Here is a 19,278-nt window from a genome sequence, read left to right as displayed (position 1 = left end):
AAATGCGAGGTGATTCTCTTGAATATGGTAGATGTTCTAATTGAGAAATATCGGCAGGAAATGTTTGAAAGCGCCAAAAGAGACGGACTTAGTTCCGTGACTACCCTAAAAGCAAGCCAGCAGCTTGACCGCATTTTGAATATCGGCATGCAGATAGAACCATCGAAATGGATGGAACGAAAGAATCAAGTATTGAACTAGCCAGTTTAAAAAAGCGGGAGCTCAGGCTATGAAACGAAGATCCGCTGTGAATATAAATGGGCAGAAATTTATTCTTTCACCTTAAAAGGCTGTCCGCGTAATTATTGTTTTTGATTATAAATGTAGTCCGTTCCTTTCCGCTACAGGAACTTGCTTTCTGCGGGGTCTCACATTTCGCTCTATTTCCCGCAGGAGTCAAGTTCCTTCAGCTCCAATCCACTCAAGATTTTTAACATGTAGTCTAAAACAACAAAGTTTACGAATAGAGCCTACAGAAAAAAGCAGACAGGAAATAACATTTGTTTTCCTGCCTGCTTCATTTTAGAGACTTATTGGACAATCCCTTTTTACCGATTCTTTTTTTCTTCAACCACCTGATCCACATAATCAACGATCAGTTCATCTTCATCTGTTTCCCTCACTCGAAAAGCAATGGCCTTGGTCTCCTTTTGATCATTCTGATCATAATAGGCGCGGAATACATAAAAGCTTTCTTCTTTGATTTCAAAATCTTCGAGTTCCAGATTGTCTATCTTCCACTTCTTTTTCAGCGAGATCAGCTCTAGCGGGGAATGATAGGCTCCTTCTAAATAGATGTCTCTCATATCTCTTTTATCTTCATCCAGAATGGCTTCAAGCATATCTTCAACCACAACAAGTCTCCGGTCACGGCCCTCGTCTTCATCCTTGCATGCAGACAGGAACAGGGCAAGAAGACAGAGGATTAGAACCTTATGTATGTTTCTCACTTATTTACCCCCGTACAAACTGAAACCGGCCCTGAACCGGCAGGCTGATCAGCTTGATAGTTTAGTTGAACCTGTCATTTCATCTGGAGGAACAAAGGTCACTTTTTGCCCCTGTTCATTCCATTCTATCTTCAGTTTTTCTCCCACATCAATTTCACATATATTTCGAATCTCACTCGGTATAGTTATCGTTCCCTTGCTGCTTAAAGTTGTTTCATTTTCAAAGGCGTTGTTATCATCCATGATTAAATCGATGGTTTTTCCATCTGTCTGAACGACGACCCGTTCACCTGTCTGTATGTTTAGTTTTTTTCGAATGTAGGAAGGAATCATCACTTGACCATTTGACCAGATTTTCACGAAAAATGGACCTGTTTTCATCGATATCACTCCATTCCTTCTAATGATACCTTCTATTATAACATGAATAACGGTAATTTCCTTGTTTCACGCACTGACCTGCTGCTATATTGCAGCCAGGTCAGCACTAAAAAACAATCAGAGATCCTGATTGCTTTCAAGCCTCCATTTTTTTAGCAGCGCTGGTGGATTTTCTAAGGACAAGCTCTGTCGGCAGAATGTAATCTTTCCCTTCAATCCCCTCATTTAAAGCCTGGTAGATAAGATGAGCTGCTAGAGACCCAATTTCATAATTCGATTGCTTGACCGTCGAGAGCGGCGGCGAGATATATTGGGAAATTTCAATATCATCAAAACCGATGATGGATAAGTCTTCTGGAATATGCAGACCGGATTCTTTAAATGCTTTTAATGCACCCACAGCCATTTCATCATTTGCACAAAAGACGGCGGATGGTGCATTTCCCTGCATCATGAGGATTTTGGCAGCAGAATAGCCGCCTTCCCTCGTATATTGTCCCTGAAGGATCCAGCTTGGATGCAGGGTGATGCATGAGTCTTTAAGGGCCTGTTTATACCCTTCAAACCGAAGCTGGTTATCACGATTATGGGAAGGTCCCCCAATATATGCGAGGTCCTTGTGGCCAAGGTCAATTAAATGCTGTGTTGCCTGATAACCTCCAGAAAAATTATCAACAAGCACATGGATGATCGAATCGCTGTCAAGCTTCCGGTCAAGGACGATGATTGGAAAATCCTCTCTGACCGATTGAAGAATCAGTTCATCCGGAAGGCTTTCAGCTAAAATAATGACGCCATCTACACGGCGTTCCTGCAAAAACTTTGAAGCTGTTGTCACATTGCCTCCGATAGAACTGCAGGCGATAAGGCCATATTGGTGTGTAAGCAGCGTATCCTGAACACCGCGCATCAATTCAGAATAAAAAGGTCCGGAAAGATCCTGAACGATAATCCCGATCGTTTCGGTTTTGCTTCGTTTTAGGTCTCTTGCAATCCCGTTTTTTTGGTAGTTTAACGTTTTTGCAGCTTCTAAAACACGTTTTGCGGTTTCTGCATTCACTCTTGAATTATGATTTAACGCATAGGATGCTGTTGATACAGCTACCCCTGCCAATTTTGCAACATCTTTGATTGTGGCCATACGATTCTCCACCTTACTTTCATTGCTTCTATCTGGTTGCCTGAGATGACTTTAACGGGGATTTTCCCGGGGATTTGGAGGGTTGAGGAAACGGTCTATCGCCATTCAAACCGGCACGTAATGGCCGGATTGAATGCGAAATAGAACCGATTTAACCATTTAACCTTAGAATACTGCTTAAGCCCACCACATATTCGTCGGCTGTTCTTTAATTAATACGCTTTTCAGGTTTGTGACCGCACGCTGGAAGCCTTCTTCAATCGACATGATCGGATCTTCATGCTCAATGCTCACAACATAGTCATAACCGTATGTTCTAAGTGCGCTGATCATATCAGACCATTCCTGCATGCTGTGTCCGCAGCCGACAGAACGGAAGTTCCATGCTCTTGACTGAATTTCGCCGTAAGGCTGCATGTCTGTCAAGCCATACATGTTGATGTTGTCCTGATCAAGGTATGTGTCTTTTGCGTGGAAATGATGAATCGCTCCTGCTTTGCCAAGAATTTTAATGGCGCCTACAGGGTCAATGCCCTGCCACCATAAGTGACTTGGGTCAAGGTTTGCACCGATCGCATCACATGTTTCTTCTCTTAGTTTCAGCAAAGTATAAGGAGTATGAACAAGGAAGCCACCGTGAAGCTCTAAACCGATTTTCACGTTTTGACTTTGTGCAAGCTCGCCGACTTCCTTCCAGTAAGGAATTAATTTTTGCTCCCACTGCCATTTTAAAACGTCATTGTATTCGTTCGGCCAAGGTGCTACCGGCCAGTTTGGATATTTTGCGTCTTCATGATCGCCTGCTGTTCCTGAGAAACAGTTGACAACAGGAACGTTCATTTCATTCGCAAGTTTAATCGTGTTAACCAATGTTTCATGAGATTCAGCAGCAAATGCAGCATCCGGTGAAATCGGATTGCCGTGACAGCTGAACGCGCTGATTGTCAGTCCGCGTGAAGTGACTTTTTCCAAATACTCATTTTGCTTTTCTTTATTGCCTAGAAGTTCTTCTAAAGAACAATGTGCATTTCCAGGATAGCAGCCTGTTCCAATCTCAACAGCTTCAACACCTGATGCTTTCACGTAATCTAACATTTCATCGAGGTTTTTATCTGAAAATAAAACAGTAAATACTCCAAGTTTCATCCGGTATCTTCCTTTCTATGCTTTTAATAGCTCGTCCATTTTTTTCGAATTGAGCGCAACTGCGTCCATCAAATCGCCTTCAAAGTGCTCCTGTTCAACGATAAACCATGGCAGCTCAAGCTCTTTTCCAAGAGTAAGCAATGATTTCATGTCAAGCTGTCCAGTGCCGATGACCGTGCTCTGCTTCTCGCCATTTGTTTCTTTCATATCTTTAATATGAAGGGTAACAACACGCTCGCGCTGCTCTTTGATAAGAGCCAAAGGATCAAGTCCTGCAAAGGAAACCCAATAGCAGTCAAGCTCGAATTTTACAAGCTTTGCGTCCGTCTCAGTCAGCAGAACATCAAAAGGTGTCTGCCCTCCAAATTGATGAAATTCGAAATCATGATTATGATATGCAAGCTGCAAGCCTTCCTGCTTAATGATTTCACCCGCTTTGTTCAACTCTTCTGCAATGCGCTTGTAATCATCAAGACCTGTTCTTTGCTCTTCCGTCAAATAAGGCATGATAATCAGGTCGTTTTCGATTTCTTGATTGTAAGAAATCACTTGTTTAAGCCCATCCCCCGTGATTTGGTCATAAGGCACATGACTCCCCGCTGCCTTCAGTCCATACTCTTTTAATGCTGTATTCAGACGATCGGCAGGCGTGTCATAATAGCCTGCAAACTGTACCCCTTCATACCCGAGATCCGCCACTTTTTTCAAAGTGCCGAGAAAATCCTTTTCGAGCAGCGTTCTGATTGTATAGAGCTGAAGTCCTTTTTTCGTCATGATTTCTCCCCCTTATGAAAGTTTAACGATTGTTTTGGTTTCGTTTGACTCTAAAGCGCCAAGAACGATTTTAAGAGATTTGTAGCCTTCTTCTCCGGAAACAGCAGGCTCCGTGTTGCCGATGATGCTGTCTACAAATTTATCGATGACTTTTGAAGATGTTTGTCCGCCTTCATCGTTTGATTGAATTTTGCCTAATTCATAGTTTACTACTTCACCCGTAGTATATTGAGCAATTAAAGAGAATTCTGGATGATCTTCTAAACGTAGAACGCCTTTTTCACCGTAGATTACTGTTGCATTATCTTCTTTGCTGTAAGACCAGCTCGCTGCAAGAGATCCCATAATGCCGCTTTCTGTTTTTAAAACACATACTGCATTATCATCAACATCTGCGCCTTCTTTAGCAACTGTATCAACGAATGCTGCCACTTCTGTTACTTCTTCGCCAAGGATGTAGCGCATTAAGTCCGCTTTATGAACACCAAGGTCTCCCATTGCACCGATAAAAGCGTCTTCTTTCTTGAAGAACCAGCTTTCGCGTCCGTCTGCACTCCAGCCTTCAGGACCGCCGTGGCCAAATGCCGTACGGAAAGAGAATACTTTGCCGATTTCTCCGTTTTTAATCAGTTCTCTAGCTTTTTCATGAGAAGGCACAAAACGCTGGTTGTGGCCAATCATAAGCTTGCGGCTGTTTTCTTTTGCAGCTGCGATCATTGCTTCTGCTTCTTCTTTTGAAGTAGCCATTGGCTTTTCACAAAGAACATGCTTGCCTGCATTAAGCGCATCAATTGAAATTGGCGCATGAAGGGCATTTGGAGTACAAACGCTTACAGCGTCGATCTCTTCAAGGGCAAGAAGCTCTCTGTAGTCTGTGAATGCTTTTGCATTGTATTGCTGTGCTGTAAGTTTTGCACGGTCTTCGTTAATATCGCAGACAGCAGCGATTTCAGCAAATTTGTTTCCAGCCCATTCAGGCAAATGTCTGTGCTTTGAAATGCTTCCGCATCCGATAACGCCGATTTTTAAAGTTTTCATGATTATTTCCTCCTGAGGGTTAGGTTATGAAATCGATTCCTAGATCTAAATTCTATTCTTTTCTTTCAAAATAAACAGGTTCGCCTGTTTCGGACGATTTATAAATCGCTTCCAAAATTTCAGTTACGATAAGGGCTTGTTCAGGTTTTACAATTGGATCTTTATCTTCAATAATGGATTCAATCCATAGTCTTGCTTCAATATCTGCTTCGCTTTCAAGCTTGCCGTCAACAACGGATGCACCTGATTCATCCAAGTCCACCATCGTCGTATAAAGCTTGCCGTGCCTCTCTCCATTGATGCGCAGGCCATTATCCATATCAGCTCCGCCTTCTGTTCCCATCAGGGTGCATTTGCTTTCCCCGACATTCACGGAATTCAGTGCCCAGCTTGACTCAAGGAAGATGGTTGCTCCGTTTTGCATCGTAATATAGGCGAATGCGGAATCTTCAACTTTGAATTGTTCAGGATCCCAAGGGCCCCAGAGGTTTGCAGCGTTTTCTTTTGTGCCAAGTTTATGAAAAGCTGTTCCGACAACCATTTTTGGCTCATAATTATTCATCATCCATAACGTCAGATCAAGTGCATGAGTGCCGATGTCGATTAATGGACCTCCGCCCTGCTTTTCTTTATCCAAAAACACGCCCCACGTCGGTACTGCACGTCTTCTGATGGCATGAGCTTTTGCAAAATAGATATCACCAAGCTCGCCTTCTTCACAAAGCGTTTTTAAATGCAGGCTGTCTGCCCGGTAGCGATTCTGGTAGGCAACCGATAATTTTTTGCCTGTACGCTTTGCCGTCTCAAGCATTTTTCGTGCTTCAGCAGCAGAAGTTGCCATTGGCTTTTCGCACATCACATGCTTCCCTGCCTCCAAAGCTGCAATTGAAATGTCTGAATGTGAATCATTCGGCGTACATACATGTACAACATCCACTCCAGGATTTGCAAGCAAATCTCTAAAGTCTGTGTAATGCTCGGCCATTTCTGATCCATATTGCATTTTCGCTTCAATCGCTCTTTCTTCAACGAGATCAAAGAAAGCCACCATCTGTACATTCTTCAGCCGTGCGAGAGCAGGCATATGCTTTCCGGTCGCAATTCCTCCGCACCCGATAATTCCAACTCGAACAATCGTACTCATTGTCCACCTCCGAGTTATTTCCGATTATAATTTGAAACGTTTCACATCAATTTAAAATATATGTAATAATTCCTTTATTTAATAAGCGGAATTCAATGTGAAACGTTTCGACAAATTCATTCTAACATGAAAGCGCTTTTAATAAAATAAAAATTTGAAAATATTCTTCTATAAATTTATTTTTCATGTATTCTGAAAAAACTACTGTTAATTTAAAACTTTTTTCGAAGATCTCAGTCTAATGAATAGATGCAGCAAAGGATTTAGCGAAAATGCGGTTTTATTAGCGAGAGTGGAAGTTTTATATAGCTATTTTCAGCCGATTTAACCATTCATTTAGCCAGCCTGATTTACTTTTTAATCGGGGAAACCCCAGAACGCAAACAAGATCTGCAGAACAATAAGGAGGAATCCATTTTGACAGACCCCACACTCGCGGAAAAAGCGATCAAAGGTGATGACGGAGCCTACCTGCTTTTAATGAAGCAGCATAAGGAACAGCTTTACCGGACGGCATTTATGTATTTAAGAAATGAAACGGATGCACTTGAAGCCGTACAGGAAGTCACCTTTCGTGCATATAAATCGCTTCATAAAGTGAAAGAGTCTTCTTTCTTCACCACCTATCTGATCCGAATTATGCTGAATTATTGTCATGATCAAATGAAGAGAAATAAAAGAATCCAGATTAATCAGGAACTGGCTGCCTCTCGTTCAGGCACTGATTCCTTTGTTCATCTGGAAATTGAAGAGGCCCTGCTGCAGTTGGATGAAAAATACCAAAATGTAATCATGATGAAATACATTCACGATCTTAAAATCAAGGACATTGCCCAGCAGCTGAACTGCCCTGAGAGCACAGTGAAAACCTGGATTACTAAAGCACTCGCTTTATTGCGGCAGCATCTTGACGAGGGAGGGAATTTTCATGTTTGAAAGAGAAGAAAGCGAGTTAACAAGATTAAAGAAAAAGACAGATCAGATCAAAGTCCCCCATGACAGTCTTGATGATGCCATCATGACAGGCTTTCAAAAAGCGAAACGGAAAAAAAAGCGGCCTTCGATTAAATGGGCATCGCTTGCTGCAGCCATTTTCATCTTTGTTTTTATCACGCTAATCAGAGTTTCTCCTGCTTTTGCTACCTATGTCAGTTCAATCCCCGGCATGGAAAAAATGGTTGAAATCATCCGCTTCAACAAAGGCCTGATGTCGGCTGTCGAGAATAACTTTGCACAGGAAATTGGGGTATCCGATGAACATAGCAGCATTAAAATTACGATTGATTCCGCGATTATAGATCAGAGGAAATTGAAGATTTTTTATACCGTTCATAATCAGTCTGAAAAGGCAAAAGTAAAAATTAAAAACATTGAATTACATTCAGGCGCTGCAGATTTAAATCAAAATGCTTCTTTCACTTCAGGTCATATAGATGAGGATTTAGAAAAAAATAAAAGTTCGGACTGGTCAATGGAATATGATTTTGCGGAGCCTATGAATAAAGAAGATTTCCAGCTCAAATTGGAGGTTCACACTAAGAGGCCCCTTTCTCGCACAGAGGCAGCTGTGTTTCAATTCTCCTTTCACCTGAATCAGGATCTGGTCGAAGAAAAAATGAAAGTGATCAATATTAATCAGACCGTTACGGTCCAAAAACAGAAAATCACATTTAAAAAAGCCGAGATCACTCCTCTTTCTGCAACACTCCAAGTTCAATACGATAAAAACAATACAATGGAACTCTTTGCATTTGAGGATCTCAGGCTTGTCGATGAAAAAGGAGAGCCATGGACGATTTATCATAATGGACTTGTTGGAAGAGAAATCAGTGCTTCAGAAGATATGATTTATCTAGAAAGCAATTATTTTGAACAGCCAAAGGAACTTTATCTTGAATTCAGTAAAATCCGTGCAGTTAAAAAATCGGATTTAGTTGTAATCGTTGACCCAGTAACTAATACGGTGCTGAAGAGACCACAAGATGAAATATTCAGTAAAATTGAAGTATTGAAGAATGAAATTTCATTTACCTATTATGAGGAGAAAGAAGCTTCAAGCATGTTTATGAATGAGATAACCGATGCTAATGGCGTCAATTTATCTGGTAGTTCTTCAGGCGAAGGTCCATCTCCTGATACAGGTGAAAAGCGATTCGCCATCCAGTTTGACCGCAGCAAAATAACGAAGGGCCCGCTTTCTATGAAGTTTGTCGACTATCCTGGTTTTATAGAAGAAAAGACAAGAATTCGAATCAAATGAGAAAATGCCCGCTGACACTCAGCGGGCATTTGTTATTAGTTCCTGCGCAATTTCGCAAGCAAACGCAAAATCTCAAGATAAAGCCAAACTAATGTGACCAGAAGAGCAAATCCTGCATACCATTCCATATGCTTCGGAAGACCTGCTTTCGATCCATTCTCAATAAAGTCGAAGTCCAAAACAAGATTCAGTGCTGCTACAATCACGATTGCAACAGAAATCAGAATGCCGACCGGAGAAGCATCGTGCAAAAATGGAACCGTAACTCCAAAAAATCCGAGCACGAATGACAGCAAATACATAATCATGATTCCGCCGGTAGCAGCAATAACCCCTAATCTGAAATTGCGTGTTACTTTGATTAATCTTGAACGGTAGGCCAGCAGCAAAGCAAGGAAAACACTTGCCGTAAGAAGCACAGCCTGCATCACGATTCCTTCATAGAGCGATGCATAATAAGCTGAAATTCCTCCAACAAACATCCCTTCAAGCACAGCGTATACAGGCGCCAAAACTGGAGCTGTCTTTGGAACAAAGCTGACAATCAGCGCAACGATGAATCCGCCAATCGCCCCGCCGATCATAATGGCCGTCACATCCTGGCCCTGTGCACTGTAATACCAGGCTGCACCTGCAGCAGTAATCAAAATAAACAGCAGCAGAAATGATTTATTAATTGCTCCCATAAGCGTCATCGGCTTGCTTGCGTATGATCCTTCCCGTTTTGTAAAAGCTTTTAAAGCTGGATTTGAAGTTCTCAAGCGTTATCTTCCTCTCTTTGGGTATGAATGTATTACGTTCAATCGGCCAAAAAGTTTCATGACCAAAATAGTTTGCTAGTTTCAGTATATCTTATTTCTTCGCAGGATATGAAAATCTTCTTCACTGACATTATAAAGAGAAATGAAGAATGAGTAGCAGAAGAATGAATCTTTTTTCATTTTTTTTAAATTCTCTTTAAATTCTCTTTAAATCTCTTTATCTATTCTTTATATATAATCTTTCTATGCAGGTGCTCATTTTGTCACTTTTCTTGATCATTTTGATCACCTCTTGTGCTCATTTTGTATGGACCTGATCATTTTGTTCTTTTTTTGAGGTGATCATTTTATATGACCTGCATTTTGTTCTTTATTTGAGGTGCTCATTTTGTATGGACCTGATTATTTTGTTCGTTTTTTGAGGTGCTCATTTTGTATAGACCTGATTATTTTGTTCGTTTTTTGAGGTGCTCATTTTGTATAGACCTGATTATTTTGTTCGTTTTTTGAGGTGCTCATTTCGCATGACTTGCATTTTGTTCATTTTTGGAGGTGCACCCATAACAAGATAAGCGCAAGCGCCTTGGTCAAATCCTATAGGCTGATAAGAATCCCACGGAAAAGTCCTGGTCCCACCTTTTTATGTTAAAACAGGTTTAGGAATCTGGATGGTGAAATATGATCGCTGCCCTGGAGCGGGAAACGGGAAGTATTCTCTGCTTTCATTTTTTGAAGAGGTTATCCGTGGCATTCTTACCCTCCAATACCGTTACTCGGTTTAGCAGGGTACGATTCGGGCGCTTCCTTACCCTCCAATACCGTTATTCGGTTTAACGGGGTACGATTCGGGTGCTTCCTTACCCTCCAATACCGTTATTCAGTTTAGCGGGGTACGATTCCGGCGCTTCCTTACCCTCCAATACCGTTATTCAGTTTAGCGGGGTACGATTCCGGCGTTTCCTTACCCTCCCATACCGTTATTCGGTTTAGCGGGGTACGATTCCGGCGCTTCCTTACCCTCAAATACCGTTATTCGGTTTAGCGGGGTACGATTCCGGCGCTTCCTTACCCTCCCATACCGTTATTCGGTTTAGCGGGGTACGATTCCGGCGTTTCCACCTGCCATTGAAGCATAACAGATATAAATTCTGATACTAGAACAAAAGAGCAAGCGCCAAGGCCCGCTCCGACAGGCAGATAAGTATCCGGCAGAAAAGTCCGGGTCTCGACTTTTTTTGGCAGATTCTTTCTGGCCGAGGAGTTGGGCGCTTGCGCTGGACAACGAAGCGCAAAACATATAAATTCTAATACTATAAAAAAAAGCCTGAAATTCAGGCGCTCATTTTTCTTTTACGATGTAGGCAACCGTTCCGCTGCTATCTGAATCTATTCTGAATGCGAGATCCATTTTCCTTGTCATCATCTGGGCGATTGTCAGTCCGATGCCGGCACCTTTATTCCCGCTGTCCTGCTGAAAGCCAGGTCCCCTGTCGCGGATTTGAATTTGCTGTCCGGCTGCCGTTTCGAAAACAGCAATGCCGACATACTTGCCCTGATCTGCATGGCGAATGATATTCTGCAGCAAATTATCAAGGATTCGCTCAAGCCATTCAGGATCTGCAATCCAGTGGATTTCATCGGACTCAAACTCGATTTCTGCCTCGAATTTATGTTCTTCAAAGACAGGATACCACTCCGCAGCCTTTTTTCTGACAAACCGGCTGAGATTGATTTCTTGCGGATGAAAATGATACTTTCCTGTTGAAAGAAGCGTATAAGAAAAGAGATTATCAATCAGCGAGCTGATAAAATCAATTTTTTCATCAATAGCTTGGGCAGCCTGCAGGCCGGCTGCTGTTTCAGTCTCTTTTTTAACATTAAAAAGATGCGCACGCATGGTAGTCAGCGGCGTTCTCAAATCATGAGAGAGGCTTGCCATTAAAACTTTGCGGATTTTCTCTTCCTTCATCTCGCGCTCTCTGCTTTCTTCCAGTTCTTTAATCATGTGATTAAAACTTTCTTCAAGCTCTCCGATTTCATCCTTATTTGATAAAGCTATAGGGAGCGGGAGCCCTGAGTCGTCTTTTTTCTGCATCGCCTCTTTTAAACGAAGAATCCGCTTATGAAGTTTTTTGAAAAACAGCCATGACAGGAAAAAGAACAGGATCATCATCGCAGCAAGCACAGCAAAATAAACGGCATCATATCCATCTCCCAGCCTTTGAACCTGCGGCTCGAGCATCAGCCGTTCCACTCGGATGACCATGAATCCATTATCTTGATCCTCTCCGATAAAAGCGACCACCGTAAAAGGATCCGCATCAAAGCTGTTTTTCATAAAGGAAATCGTATAATTTGGCGTCCATATTTGCGGAAGTTCATCCTTATAAGAAAAAAGATCTCTGGTTTTCCCTTCTTTATCGACCCAAAAAAGCTGAGAGCCCGGATATTTTTCATGCAAAGCTTCCAGTTTGTCCGCAATTTCTTGATCACCTGCTCCGTTAAGCTTTCTCGCTTCTATGTGCCACATCTCTGTAAGTTCATTGTAGCCGTCAAAAGGATGTTCCGTTTCTTTTCCCAGCTGCAGAAAAACCCCCGGTATATAAACAATCGTGGATGCCAGGGCAAAAGAAACGGGAATAAAAAGAACAGCTGCAAGAATGATAGAAAGGTATTTGAACTGCAGCGATTTGTTCCAGTTCATCCTCTCACCCTGTAGCCGACTCCCCTGACCGTTTCAATGATCTCAGGCTCAGAAGGATTCTTCTCGATTTTTTCGCGCAAATAGCGAATATGGACCATTAGTGTCTTGTCACCATCTAAAAATGGCTCTCCCCATACATGCTCAAACAGCTGTTCTTTCGTCAGGATTTGATTGAGATGCTGCAGGAAGCAGGTGAAAATATGATATTGCTTTCCTCTTAAGATTATTTCATCGCCCGTGTCGGCATTCACAATAGAGCGGTTCGCCTGATCAATTTCCAGGTGTTTGAGCATCATTTTTCCTGATGTATGCTTTTGATACCTTCTCAACTGCACCTCAACCCTTTTAACAAGCTCCTCAGGATGAAACGGCTTCGTCAGATAATCATCTGCGAACTCAAGCCCCTCAAGCTTATCATCGATGGATGTTCTGGCAGACAGCATCAGGATTGGGGTATCCGGGTTTTTCTTTTTAAATCTTCTTCCTAAAGAAAAACCATCAAGCCCAGGTAGCATGACATCAAGAATAAGCAAATCAGCCCTTTTATCCTCTTTCAATGACAGTCCTGAAGTCAGCCACTCAACGGAATACCCTTTTTGCAGCAGCTCATCTTTCACCCAGCTGCCGATTTCGAGATCATCTTCTATGTATAAAATATTCACTTGATTTCATCTCCTCATCTCCCATGTTACAAAATATGGATGGCAATGGAAAGAGAGAATGAGAATTTATTAGATTTGCAGAAAAAATAGCCGATTCATGGATATCTATAAATGCAGAAATTAGCGTAAAGACAGCCTGCTGAATCGAGAATAGCAAAAAACCGGTTTTAGATCGTGCTAACCGGTTTTCCTCTTATTTTTTCAAATTTAAAACCCGGCCAAGATTGGCCATCAAATTCTCTACAAAAATTGGTCCCTTTTGCAGTGCCTCTTCTAATGAGACAATTCCCGGGACGATGGAAAAAACAGAACCGATTCCCTCGTCATACACGCTTTCATACCCATCGCCGATTGACCCTGCAATCGCAATAACAGGGATTTTCAGTTTTTTTGCAGCTCTTGATACACCGACAGGCGTTTTGCCGTGAATGGTTTGTCCGTCGATTCTGCCTTCACCAGTTATGACAAGATCAGCTTCCGACATGTGTTTTTCAAGCTGCACGGTTTCTATGACAATGTCGGCTCCGCGCTTTAGATTCGCATTCAAAAAGGCAAGCAGCCCCGCTCCCAGTCCTCCTGCTGCACCAGATCCTTCTCTTTTTTCAACATCCATGCCCGTTTCTTTTAGAATGAGAGAAGCATAATGTGAGAGGTTCTGATCTAAAACAGAAACTGTTTCATCTGTTGCTCCTTTTTGGGGACCGAATATGGCAGAAGCACCGTTTGGCCCTGTCAAGGGATTATCGACATCACAGGCTACATCAATGGTTACGCCTGATAATTCTTTCATCATTCCTGAAACATCAATTCTTGCAAGCTTTGATATGGCGCCTCCGCCATACGGCAAGTCTGCCCCCTCGGCATCAAGGAATTTCACTCCGAGTGCCTGAGCCATGCCCATGCCGCCGTCATTCGTTGCACTTCCCCCAATGCCGATAATCAAATGCTCCGCCCCTTTTTGCACGGCATCTTTTATAAGCTCGCCAGTACCTGCAGTTGTCGTCATTAACGGATTTCTTCTTTCGGGCGGCACTAGATGAAGCCCTGAAGCAGCCGCCATTTCAATGACAGCTGTCTTAAGGTCTCCAAGCCAGCCGTATTCAGCTTCAACAGGAAGACCTAGAGGACCTGTCACGGTAAGGGAGGTAAAGGTTCCGCCTGTAGCATCCACCAATGCCTGTACAGTCCCTTCGCCGCCATCGGCCATTGGAATTTTCACCGTCTTAACTTCAGGCAAGGACCGTCTTAATCCGCGTTCTATCGCTTCACATACTTCAAGCGCCGTCATGCTTTCTTTAAATGAATCTGGTGCTATCACAATCTTCAACTCTTTCAGCTCCTATCCGAACAGTTTTAAAACGCCAAATATTAAGGTAGAGATAACCGCCAGTGTGAATCCGACCAGAGATTCATAGGGAATCAGCTTCATTCTTTCTTTCATTCCCATAAAAACACTTCCGCCTGTTGCGTGAAAGAAGCTTCCGTGGGGAAGATGGTCAAGCACAGTAGCACCCGCATGCACCATGGCTGCTCCTGCAAGACCGGAAATCCCGATTTCTATGATTGCCGGAGCAAATACACTGCTTGCTACTGCTGTGCCCGCTGTTGTCGAGGCAGTAGCCATTGACATTAAAATCCCTGATGCCGGAGCAAGAATAAATGCCGGAAGTCCGGAAGCGTTCAAACCTGCTACAATAACATCCTTAAGACCTGAATTCGCAATAATACCTGCAAGCGTCCCTGTTCCGATAAGCATGATCGCAACACCAGACATTTTCAAAAGCCCTGAAGTGGCAAAATCGGTTAAGCGGATAACGTTCTTTGTCGCGATTGCTCCAATGATGCCCCCAAGAGGCAAAGCGATAATCGGATCGACCGCAATATCAAAAATCGGTCTTAACGCAAGCAATAAGATGGCCGCAAGCGGTCCGCTGATGGCTGCTGCAAAAGCAGGCAGATGGCCCCCATCCTGAGACGTAATTTCTTCAGCTTTTACCTGTTCACCTTTTAAAACCATTCTTTTAGCTAATACATAAGTGACAATGACACCAAAAACCGCTGGAATGATGCCAGCTGCCATCACGGATGTAAGCGGCACGTCAAACGCATCTGCTGCCGCAATCGTATTTGGATTTGGCGACATGATATTTCCTGCCTTCCCTCCCCCGATCATTGCAAGCAAAATCGCCGGCTTAGAGAGCTTGGCCCTTTGTGCAATTGCAAGAGCGATCGGTGCAACGGTAATAACAGCTACATCTATAAAGACACCGACCATTGTTAAAAGCATCGTTGCTATTACGAGGGCAAGCAGTGAGCGCTTTTCACCTATTTTCTTGATGATTGTATCTGCAATCACTGACGCAGAACCTGACTCAATCAGCACGCCTGCAAGAACGCCTGCAGCTAAAATTCTTAGAACAGCCGGCGTGATATCCTTTGCACCGGTGATCATTAATTCTACGGTTTCCGTCAGATTGACTCCCCCAAGAAGGCCGCCTGCCAGGGCGCCTGCCATCATGCCGTATGCTGGAGGAACTTTCTTTAAGATGAGAACGATCGCAACAATCAGCGCACACACTGCCCCGAAAGCGCTTACTTGAATATCCATTGGTGTTTCCCCCTTTGTAAGTGTTTCAATTAATATAATTGTAATCGCTTACTAAAAAGGAATCATTGTCACAGATGACAAAAAAAGAAGGCATTAATTGGACTTATTTGTGCAAATGCACACCTTAAGCCACCATTATTGCCGCATAAAGGGTCATCAAATCCAGCGTCTTCCGAGGATTATAGGATGTTATTTCTTCTATTTTATCAAGCCGGTATCTGAGAGTGTTTCTATGGATAAATAGCTCCTCAGCTGTTTTATTCATGTCTCCGTCAAACTGAATGAATGCTCTTAAGGTATGCAGCAGCTCTCCATTTCGATCTGACCGCAGGAATTTGTTCATCGTATAGTTAAATAGCTCATGTTTCGTTTCGTCTTTCTTATTTCTGAGCAGAACGGAAAGCGCCCAATCTGTATAAGTGTAGAAATAACCATCAGCACAGTGTTTTCTTGCAGCATCCAGGGTTTCTTTTGCACTCTCATAAGAAAGTGATACACCACAAAATCCGTCGTACTGATAACCAAGAGCACCGTAAATACCAAGATCCATTCTTAACAGCATTTCATTCATTTTATCCTGATCAAAAGATGACCGAACAACTTTGCTTTCTACCATCCAGACAATTTCTGCAGCGGATGTTGTTACGATTAAATCATTTTTTCCGGCTTTAAGCTCCAGTTCTCTCATAAAGAGCTGCCTCTTCTTTAGGGGAATTTCTTCAGGAAGGCGAAAAAGAACAGCCTGTCTTTCGGTGGAAATGTTCAGTTTCAGGCGTTCTGCCCGTTCTTTAAATTCAGCTGTCTGCTGATTACCGCCTTTTAGGAGCTGAATGAGCGTTTCTTGCTTTAATGCTTCATTCCACCTCATTTGATCAGATAAATAAGCTTGTTCTATTGTAAGCTCTGCCGCCATTTTTACAAGCTCACCAAACGGAGCGACAACTGATGGATCACCTGTGATGCCGATCACGCCGATTAATTCCTGATGAAAAAAAATCGGCAAATTGACTCCCTGCTTCGTCCGCGGATAATTTCTGCTGTCCTGCTCTGTAAACACAACTTTTTCTCCTGTCTCCAGAACCTTCAGTGCTCCGTGATGTTCATCCCCAAGCCGTGCATGATCACCAGAGCCGATTAAGATTCCATCCTTGTCCATGACATTGACATTATAGGGAATAATGGACATTGTTCTTGCGACAATCTCTTTTGCGAGTTTTTCATTCATTTCAGATTCACCTGCTGATCGTTTTCTTAAATTCTATCATTCAATGAATAAATGGCAATTATTCAATTTTTCCAAAAAGATGAAACTTTCCGCCTATTAAGTCGTATAAGTAAGTGGGACCCAAAGAAAGGAGATTTTTCCAAAAAAGAAAGAGAGAGGGTGATAACTTGTTTGGTTACCCGATTGAAACCATTTATTTAATCGGACTGATTATTGCCGGAAGCTTGACCTTGCTGTTTGTCTTTTTTGGAGACGCCATAGAAGGCATCACCGAAAGTATTCCGTTTTTAAGTCCGACGCTTGTCCTCGCATTTATGACATTCTTTTTTGCCTGCGGATACATTCTTGAGATGACCGCCCTGTTTTCAATGTTTCTTTCTGTACTCATTTCCATCTTCAGTTCAGCAATTCTAGTTACTCTGCTTCACATCTTTGTATTCGTTCCGCTTTCTTCAGCAGAGGAATCCCTTTCTTATCATGAATCAGAGCTTAAAGGCCGTGTCGGCCATGTGATTACATCCATCCCGGTTGACGGATTCGGTGAAGTGCTGCTCGCAAGCAGTGTCGGCTCGATCTCAAAAACGGCCGCAAGCTTTGATAATACCCCAATCCCAAGCGGAACAAAGATTTTAGTCATTGAAAGCAAAAACAGCATCGCATTCGTCACATCGTACCAGCCATTTGAAGACACACTTAAGGGGGACACATTATGACCATGCCAATCATTATTGTTTTATGTATTGTCTTTTTCATTCTCATTGCTTTAATCGCCGTATTTGTCACGAAATACCGGACAGCAGGACCAGATGAGGCACTTATTGTAACGGGAAGCTATCTTGGCGCCAAAAACGTCCATACAGATGAAAACAGCAACAAGATCAAAATCGTCCGCGGAGGCGGAACGTTCGTGCTGCCTGTCTTTCAGCAAGCAGAACCACTTAGCCTGCTTTCAAGCAAACTTGATGTGTCCACGCCTGAAGTCTACACCGAGCAGGGAGTTCCCGTCATGGCAGATGGAACGGCAATCATTAAAATCGGCGGTTCCATCGGAGAGATTGCAACAGCTGCTGAACAATTTCTCGGGAAATCAAAAACTGACCGCGAGCAGGAAGCGCGTGAGGTTCTAGAAGGCCACCTCCGCTCGATTCTCGGCTCAATGACCGTTGAGGAAATCTACAAAAACCGTGAAAAGTTCTCTCAGGAAGTACAGCGCGTGGCCTCTCAGGATCTGGCGAAAATGGGGCTTGTCATTGTATCCTTCACTATTAAAGATGTCCGTGATAAAAATGGCTACCTTGATTCTTTAGGAAAACCGAGAATTGCCCAGGTCAAGCGCGATGCTGACATTGCAACAGCTGAAGCTGAAAAAGAAACCCGCATCAAACGGGCAGAAGCAGCAAAAGAGGCGAAGAAATCGGAGCTTGAGCGCGCAACGGAAATTGCCGAAGCAGAGAAGCTGAATCAGCTGAAAATGGCGGAATACCGGAGAGATCAGGATACGGCAAAAGCAAATGCCGATCAGGCCTATGACCTAGAAACGGCAAAAGCAAGACAGCATGTGACCGAACAGGAAATGCAGGTTAAAATCATCGAGCGACAAAAGCAAATTGAACTCGAAGAAAGAGAAATTCGGCGCCGCGAACTTCAGTATGATTCTGAAGTGAAGAAAAAAGCAGATGCAGACCGCTACTCCGTTGAACAGGCGGCAGCTGCCGAAAAAGCAAAACAGCTTGCAGATGCAGATGCGAATCAGTACCGAATTGAAGCATTGGCAAGAGCTGAAGCAGAGAGAATCCGCATGGACGGTTTAGCAAAAGCCGAAGCACAGCGCGCACAAGGGGAAACAGAAGCTGAAGTCATCCGCCTGAAAGGGATTGCTGAGGCTGTCGCCAAAGAAAAAATTGCCGAAGCATTCGAACAATACGGCCAGGCTGCGATATTGGATATGATTGTGAAAATGCTGCCTGAATACGCGAAGCAAGTTGCAGCTCCCCTTTCCAACATTGATAAAATCACAGTCGTCGACACCGGCGGCAGCGGGGAAAACAGCGGCGCAAATAAAGTCACGAGCTATGCGACTAATCTGATGAGCTCCCTTCAGGAGAGTCTGAAGGCATCCTCAGGCATTGACATAAAAGAGCTGATTGAAAATTACTCCGGCAAAGGCAATATTAAGCAAAGCATCGATCAGCTTTCATTGAATCAAAAGAGAGAGATAGATCCAAAAGAATAGACCTTCTAGACGCTTGGTAACCATCCAAGCGTTTTTCCATTGTAAGAAAATGATTTAAACAAGTGTGAATATCTATAAACATCATATCTGCATCGTTTTCAGGCAAAAAAAGATCGCATGCTGTTTTCAGCATGCGCAAGCAGGAAGAGGTGTCTTACAAATAAGAGGATTATGAGATAAGCATTTTCCTCATAAGACATCTTATTCACCCTTCTATTAGTTCGCATGTGTGTTTGTCCAAGACGCGTAAA

18 protein-coding genes are annotated in these 19,278 nt (G+C 43.0%); 5 read left to right on the top strand and 13 right to left on the bottom strand.

Going from position 1 to position 19,278, the window contains the following annotated elements:
- Positions 1-24: 24 nt before the first annotated feature.
- Positions 25-201 carry an aspartyl-phosphate phosphatase Spo0E family protein gene (locus tag GJU41_RS04450; protein ID WP_224771257.1) on the top strand — a complete coding sequence of 59 codons (177 nt, stop codon included), beginning with the start codon at positions 25-27 and terminating at the stop codon, positions 199-201.
- A 347-nt stretch (positions 202-548) separates the two neighbouring features.
- On the opposite strand, the gene GJU41_RS04445 is transcribed toward GJU41_RS04450, so the two are convergent.
- The 7 genes from GJU41_RS04445 to GJU41_RS04415 form a co-directional block, all read right to left on the bottom strand.
- Entirely contained in the window at positions 549-950 is a 402-nt protein-coding gene (locus tag GJU41_RS04445; RefSeq protein ID WP_083328381.1) for a hypothetical protein, read from the bottom strand.
- A gap of 48 nt (positions 951-998) precedes the next feature.
- Complete coding sequence (locus GJU41_RS04440) at positions 999-1,331, bottom strand: AbrB/MazE/SpoVT family DNA-binding domain-containing protein (protein WP_070879417.1); 333 nt, start codon at positions 1,329-1,331, stop codon at positions 999-1,001.
- A gap of 136 nt (positions 1,332-1,467) precedes the next feature.
- Positions 1,468-2,472: a LacI family DNA-binding transcriptional regulator gene (locus GJU41_RS04435; protein WP_070879416.1), complete on the bottom strand. Its 1,005-nt coding sequence runs from the start codon at positions 2,470-2,472 to the stop codon at positions 1,468-1,470.
- Positions 2,473-2,649: 177 nt separating this feature from the next.
- On the bottom strand, positions 2,650-3,618 hold the full coding sequence (locus GJU41_RS04430) for a sugar phosphate isomerase/epimerase family protein (protein ID WP_070879415.1): 969 nt from the start codon (positions 3,616-3,618) through the stop codon (positions 2,650-2,652).
- 15 nt (positions 3,619-3,633) lie between these two features.
- Entirely contained in the window at positions 3,634-4,392 is a 759-nt protein-coding gene (locus GJU41_RS04425; RefSeq protein WP_070879414.1) for a sugar phosphate isomerase/epimerase family protein, read from the bottom strand.
- A 12-nt stretch (positions 4,393-4,404) separates the two neighbouring features.
- Positions 4,405-5,430: a Gfo/Idh/MocA family protein gene (locus GJU41_RS04420; protein ID WP_070879413.1), complete on the bottom strand. Its 1,026-nt coding sequence runs from the start codon at positions 5,428-5,430 to the stop codon at positions 4,405-4,407.
- A 52-nt stretch (positions 5,431-5,482) separates the two neighbouring features.
- On the bottom strand, positions 5,483-6,574 hold the full coding sequence (locus GJU41_RS04415; RefSeq protein ID WP_070879412.1) for a Gfo/Idh/MocA family protein: 1,092 nt from the start codon (positions 6,572-6,574) through the stop codon (positions 5,483-5,485).
- 417 nt (positions 6,575-6,991) lie between these two features.
- Here GJU41_RS04415 and GJU41_RS04410 point away from each other — a divergent pair, with 417 nt between their 5' ends.
- The gene (locus tag GJU41_RS04410) at positions 6,992-7,510 is read left to right on the top strand and encodes a sigma-70 family RNA polymerase sigma factor (RefSeq protein ID WP_224771362.1); all 519 of its coding nucleotides are present in this window, start codon (positions 6,992-6,994) and stop codon (positions 7,508-7,510) included.
- Positions 7,503-8,834: a DUF4179 domain-containing protein gene (locus tag GJU41_RS04405; protein WP_070879410.1), complete on the top strand. Its 1,332-nt coding sequence runs from the start codon at positions 7,503-7,505 to the stop codon at positions 8,832-8,834. Before GJU41_RS04410 ends, GJU41_RS04405 begins: the two co-directional genes overlap by 8 nt.
- 35 nt (positions 8,835-8,869) lie before the next feature.
- Here GJU41_RS04405 and GJU41_RS04400 read toward each other — a convergent pair whose 3' ends face one another.
- The 6 genes from GJU41_RS04400 to GJU41_RS04375 form a co-directional block, all read right to left on the bottom strand.
- Complete coding sequence (locus tag GJU41_RS04400) at positions 8,870-9,595, bottom strand: Bax inhibitor-1/YccA family protein (RefSeq protein ID WP_070879409.1); 726 nt, start codon at positions 9,593-9,595, stop codon at positions 8,870-8,872.
- A gap of 1,339 nt (positions 9,596-10,934) precedes the next feature.
- A complete protein-coding gene (locus GJU41_RS04395) occupies positions 10,935-12,299 on the bottom strand; it encodes a HAMP domain-containing sensor histidine kinase (RefSeq protein ID WP_154318084.1) in 1,365 nt (454 codons plus the stop codon).
- Positions 12,296-12,961: a response regulator transcription factor gene (locus GJU41_RS04390; protein ID WP_070876998.1), complete on the bottom strand. Its 666-nt coding sequence runs from the start codon at positions 12,959-12,961 to the stop codon at positions 12,296-12,298. The genes GJU41_RS04395 and GJU41_RS04390 overlap by 4 nt, the downstream gene beginning before the upstream one ends.
- Before the next feature lie 193 nt (positions 12,962-13,154).
- Positions 13,155-14,288, bottom strand: coding sequence for a glycerate kinase (locus GJU41_RS04385; protein WP_154318083.1), 1,134 nt, complete (start codon positions 14,286-14,288; stop codon positions 13,155-13,157).
- A gap of 12 nt (positions 14,289-14,300) precedes the next feature.
- Positions 14,301-15,569: a GntP family permease gene (locus tag GJU41_RS04380; RefSeq protein WP_070876996.1), complete on the bottom strand. Its 1,269-nt coding sequence runs from the start codon at positions 15,567-15,569 to the stop codon at positions 14,301-14,303.
- A gap of 124 nt (positions 15,570-15,693) precedes the next feature.
- Positions 15,694-16,794, bottom strand: a complete 1,101-nt coding sequence (locus tag GJU41_RS04375; protein ID WP_070876995.1) for a CdaR family transcriptional regulator — start codon at positions 16,792-16,794, stop codon at positions 15,694-15,696.
- A 167-nt stretch (positions 16,795-16,961) separates the two neighbouring features.
- On the opposite strand from GJU41_RS04375, the gene GJU41_RS04370 reads away from it, so the two are divergent.
- Together GJU41_RS04370 and floT are read left to right on the top strand one after the other, a co-directional pair.
- Entirely contained in the window at positions 16,962-17,507 is a 546-nt protein-coding gene (locus tag GJU41_RS04370; protein ID WP_070876994.1) for an NfeD family protein, read from the top strand.
- Positions 17,504-19,027 carry a flotillin lipid rafts scaffold protein FloT gene (gene floT / locus GJU41_RS04365; RefSeq protein WP_070876993.1) on the top strand — a complete coding sequence of 508 codons (1,524 nt, stop codon included), beginning with the start codon at positions 17,504-17,506 and terminating at the stop codon, positions 19,025-19,027. The genes GJU41_RS04370 and floT overlap by 4 nt, the downstream gene beginning before the upstream one ends.
- Positions 19,028-19,278 lie beyond the last annotated feature (251 nt).

Origin of the sequence: Metabacillus idriensis (assembly GCF_009674765.1) — a bacterium.
GTDB classification, from domain to species: Bacteria; Bacillota; Bacilli; order Bacillales; family Bacillaceae; genus Bacillus_P; species Bacillus_P idriensis.
This window is presented reverse-complemented; position numbering and strand designations above follow the sequence as displayed.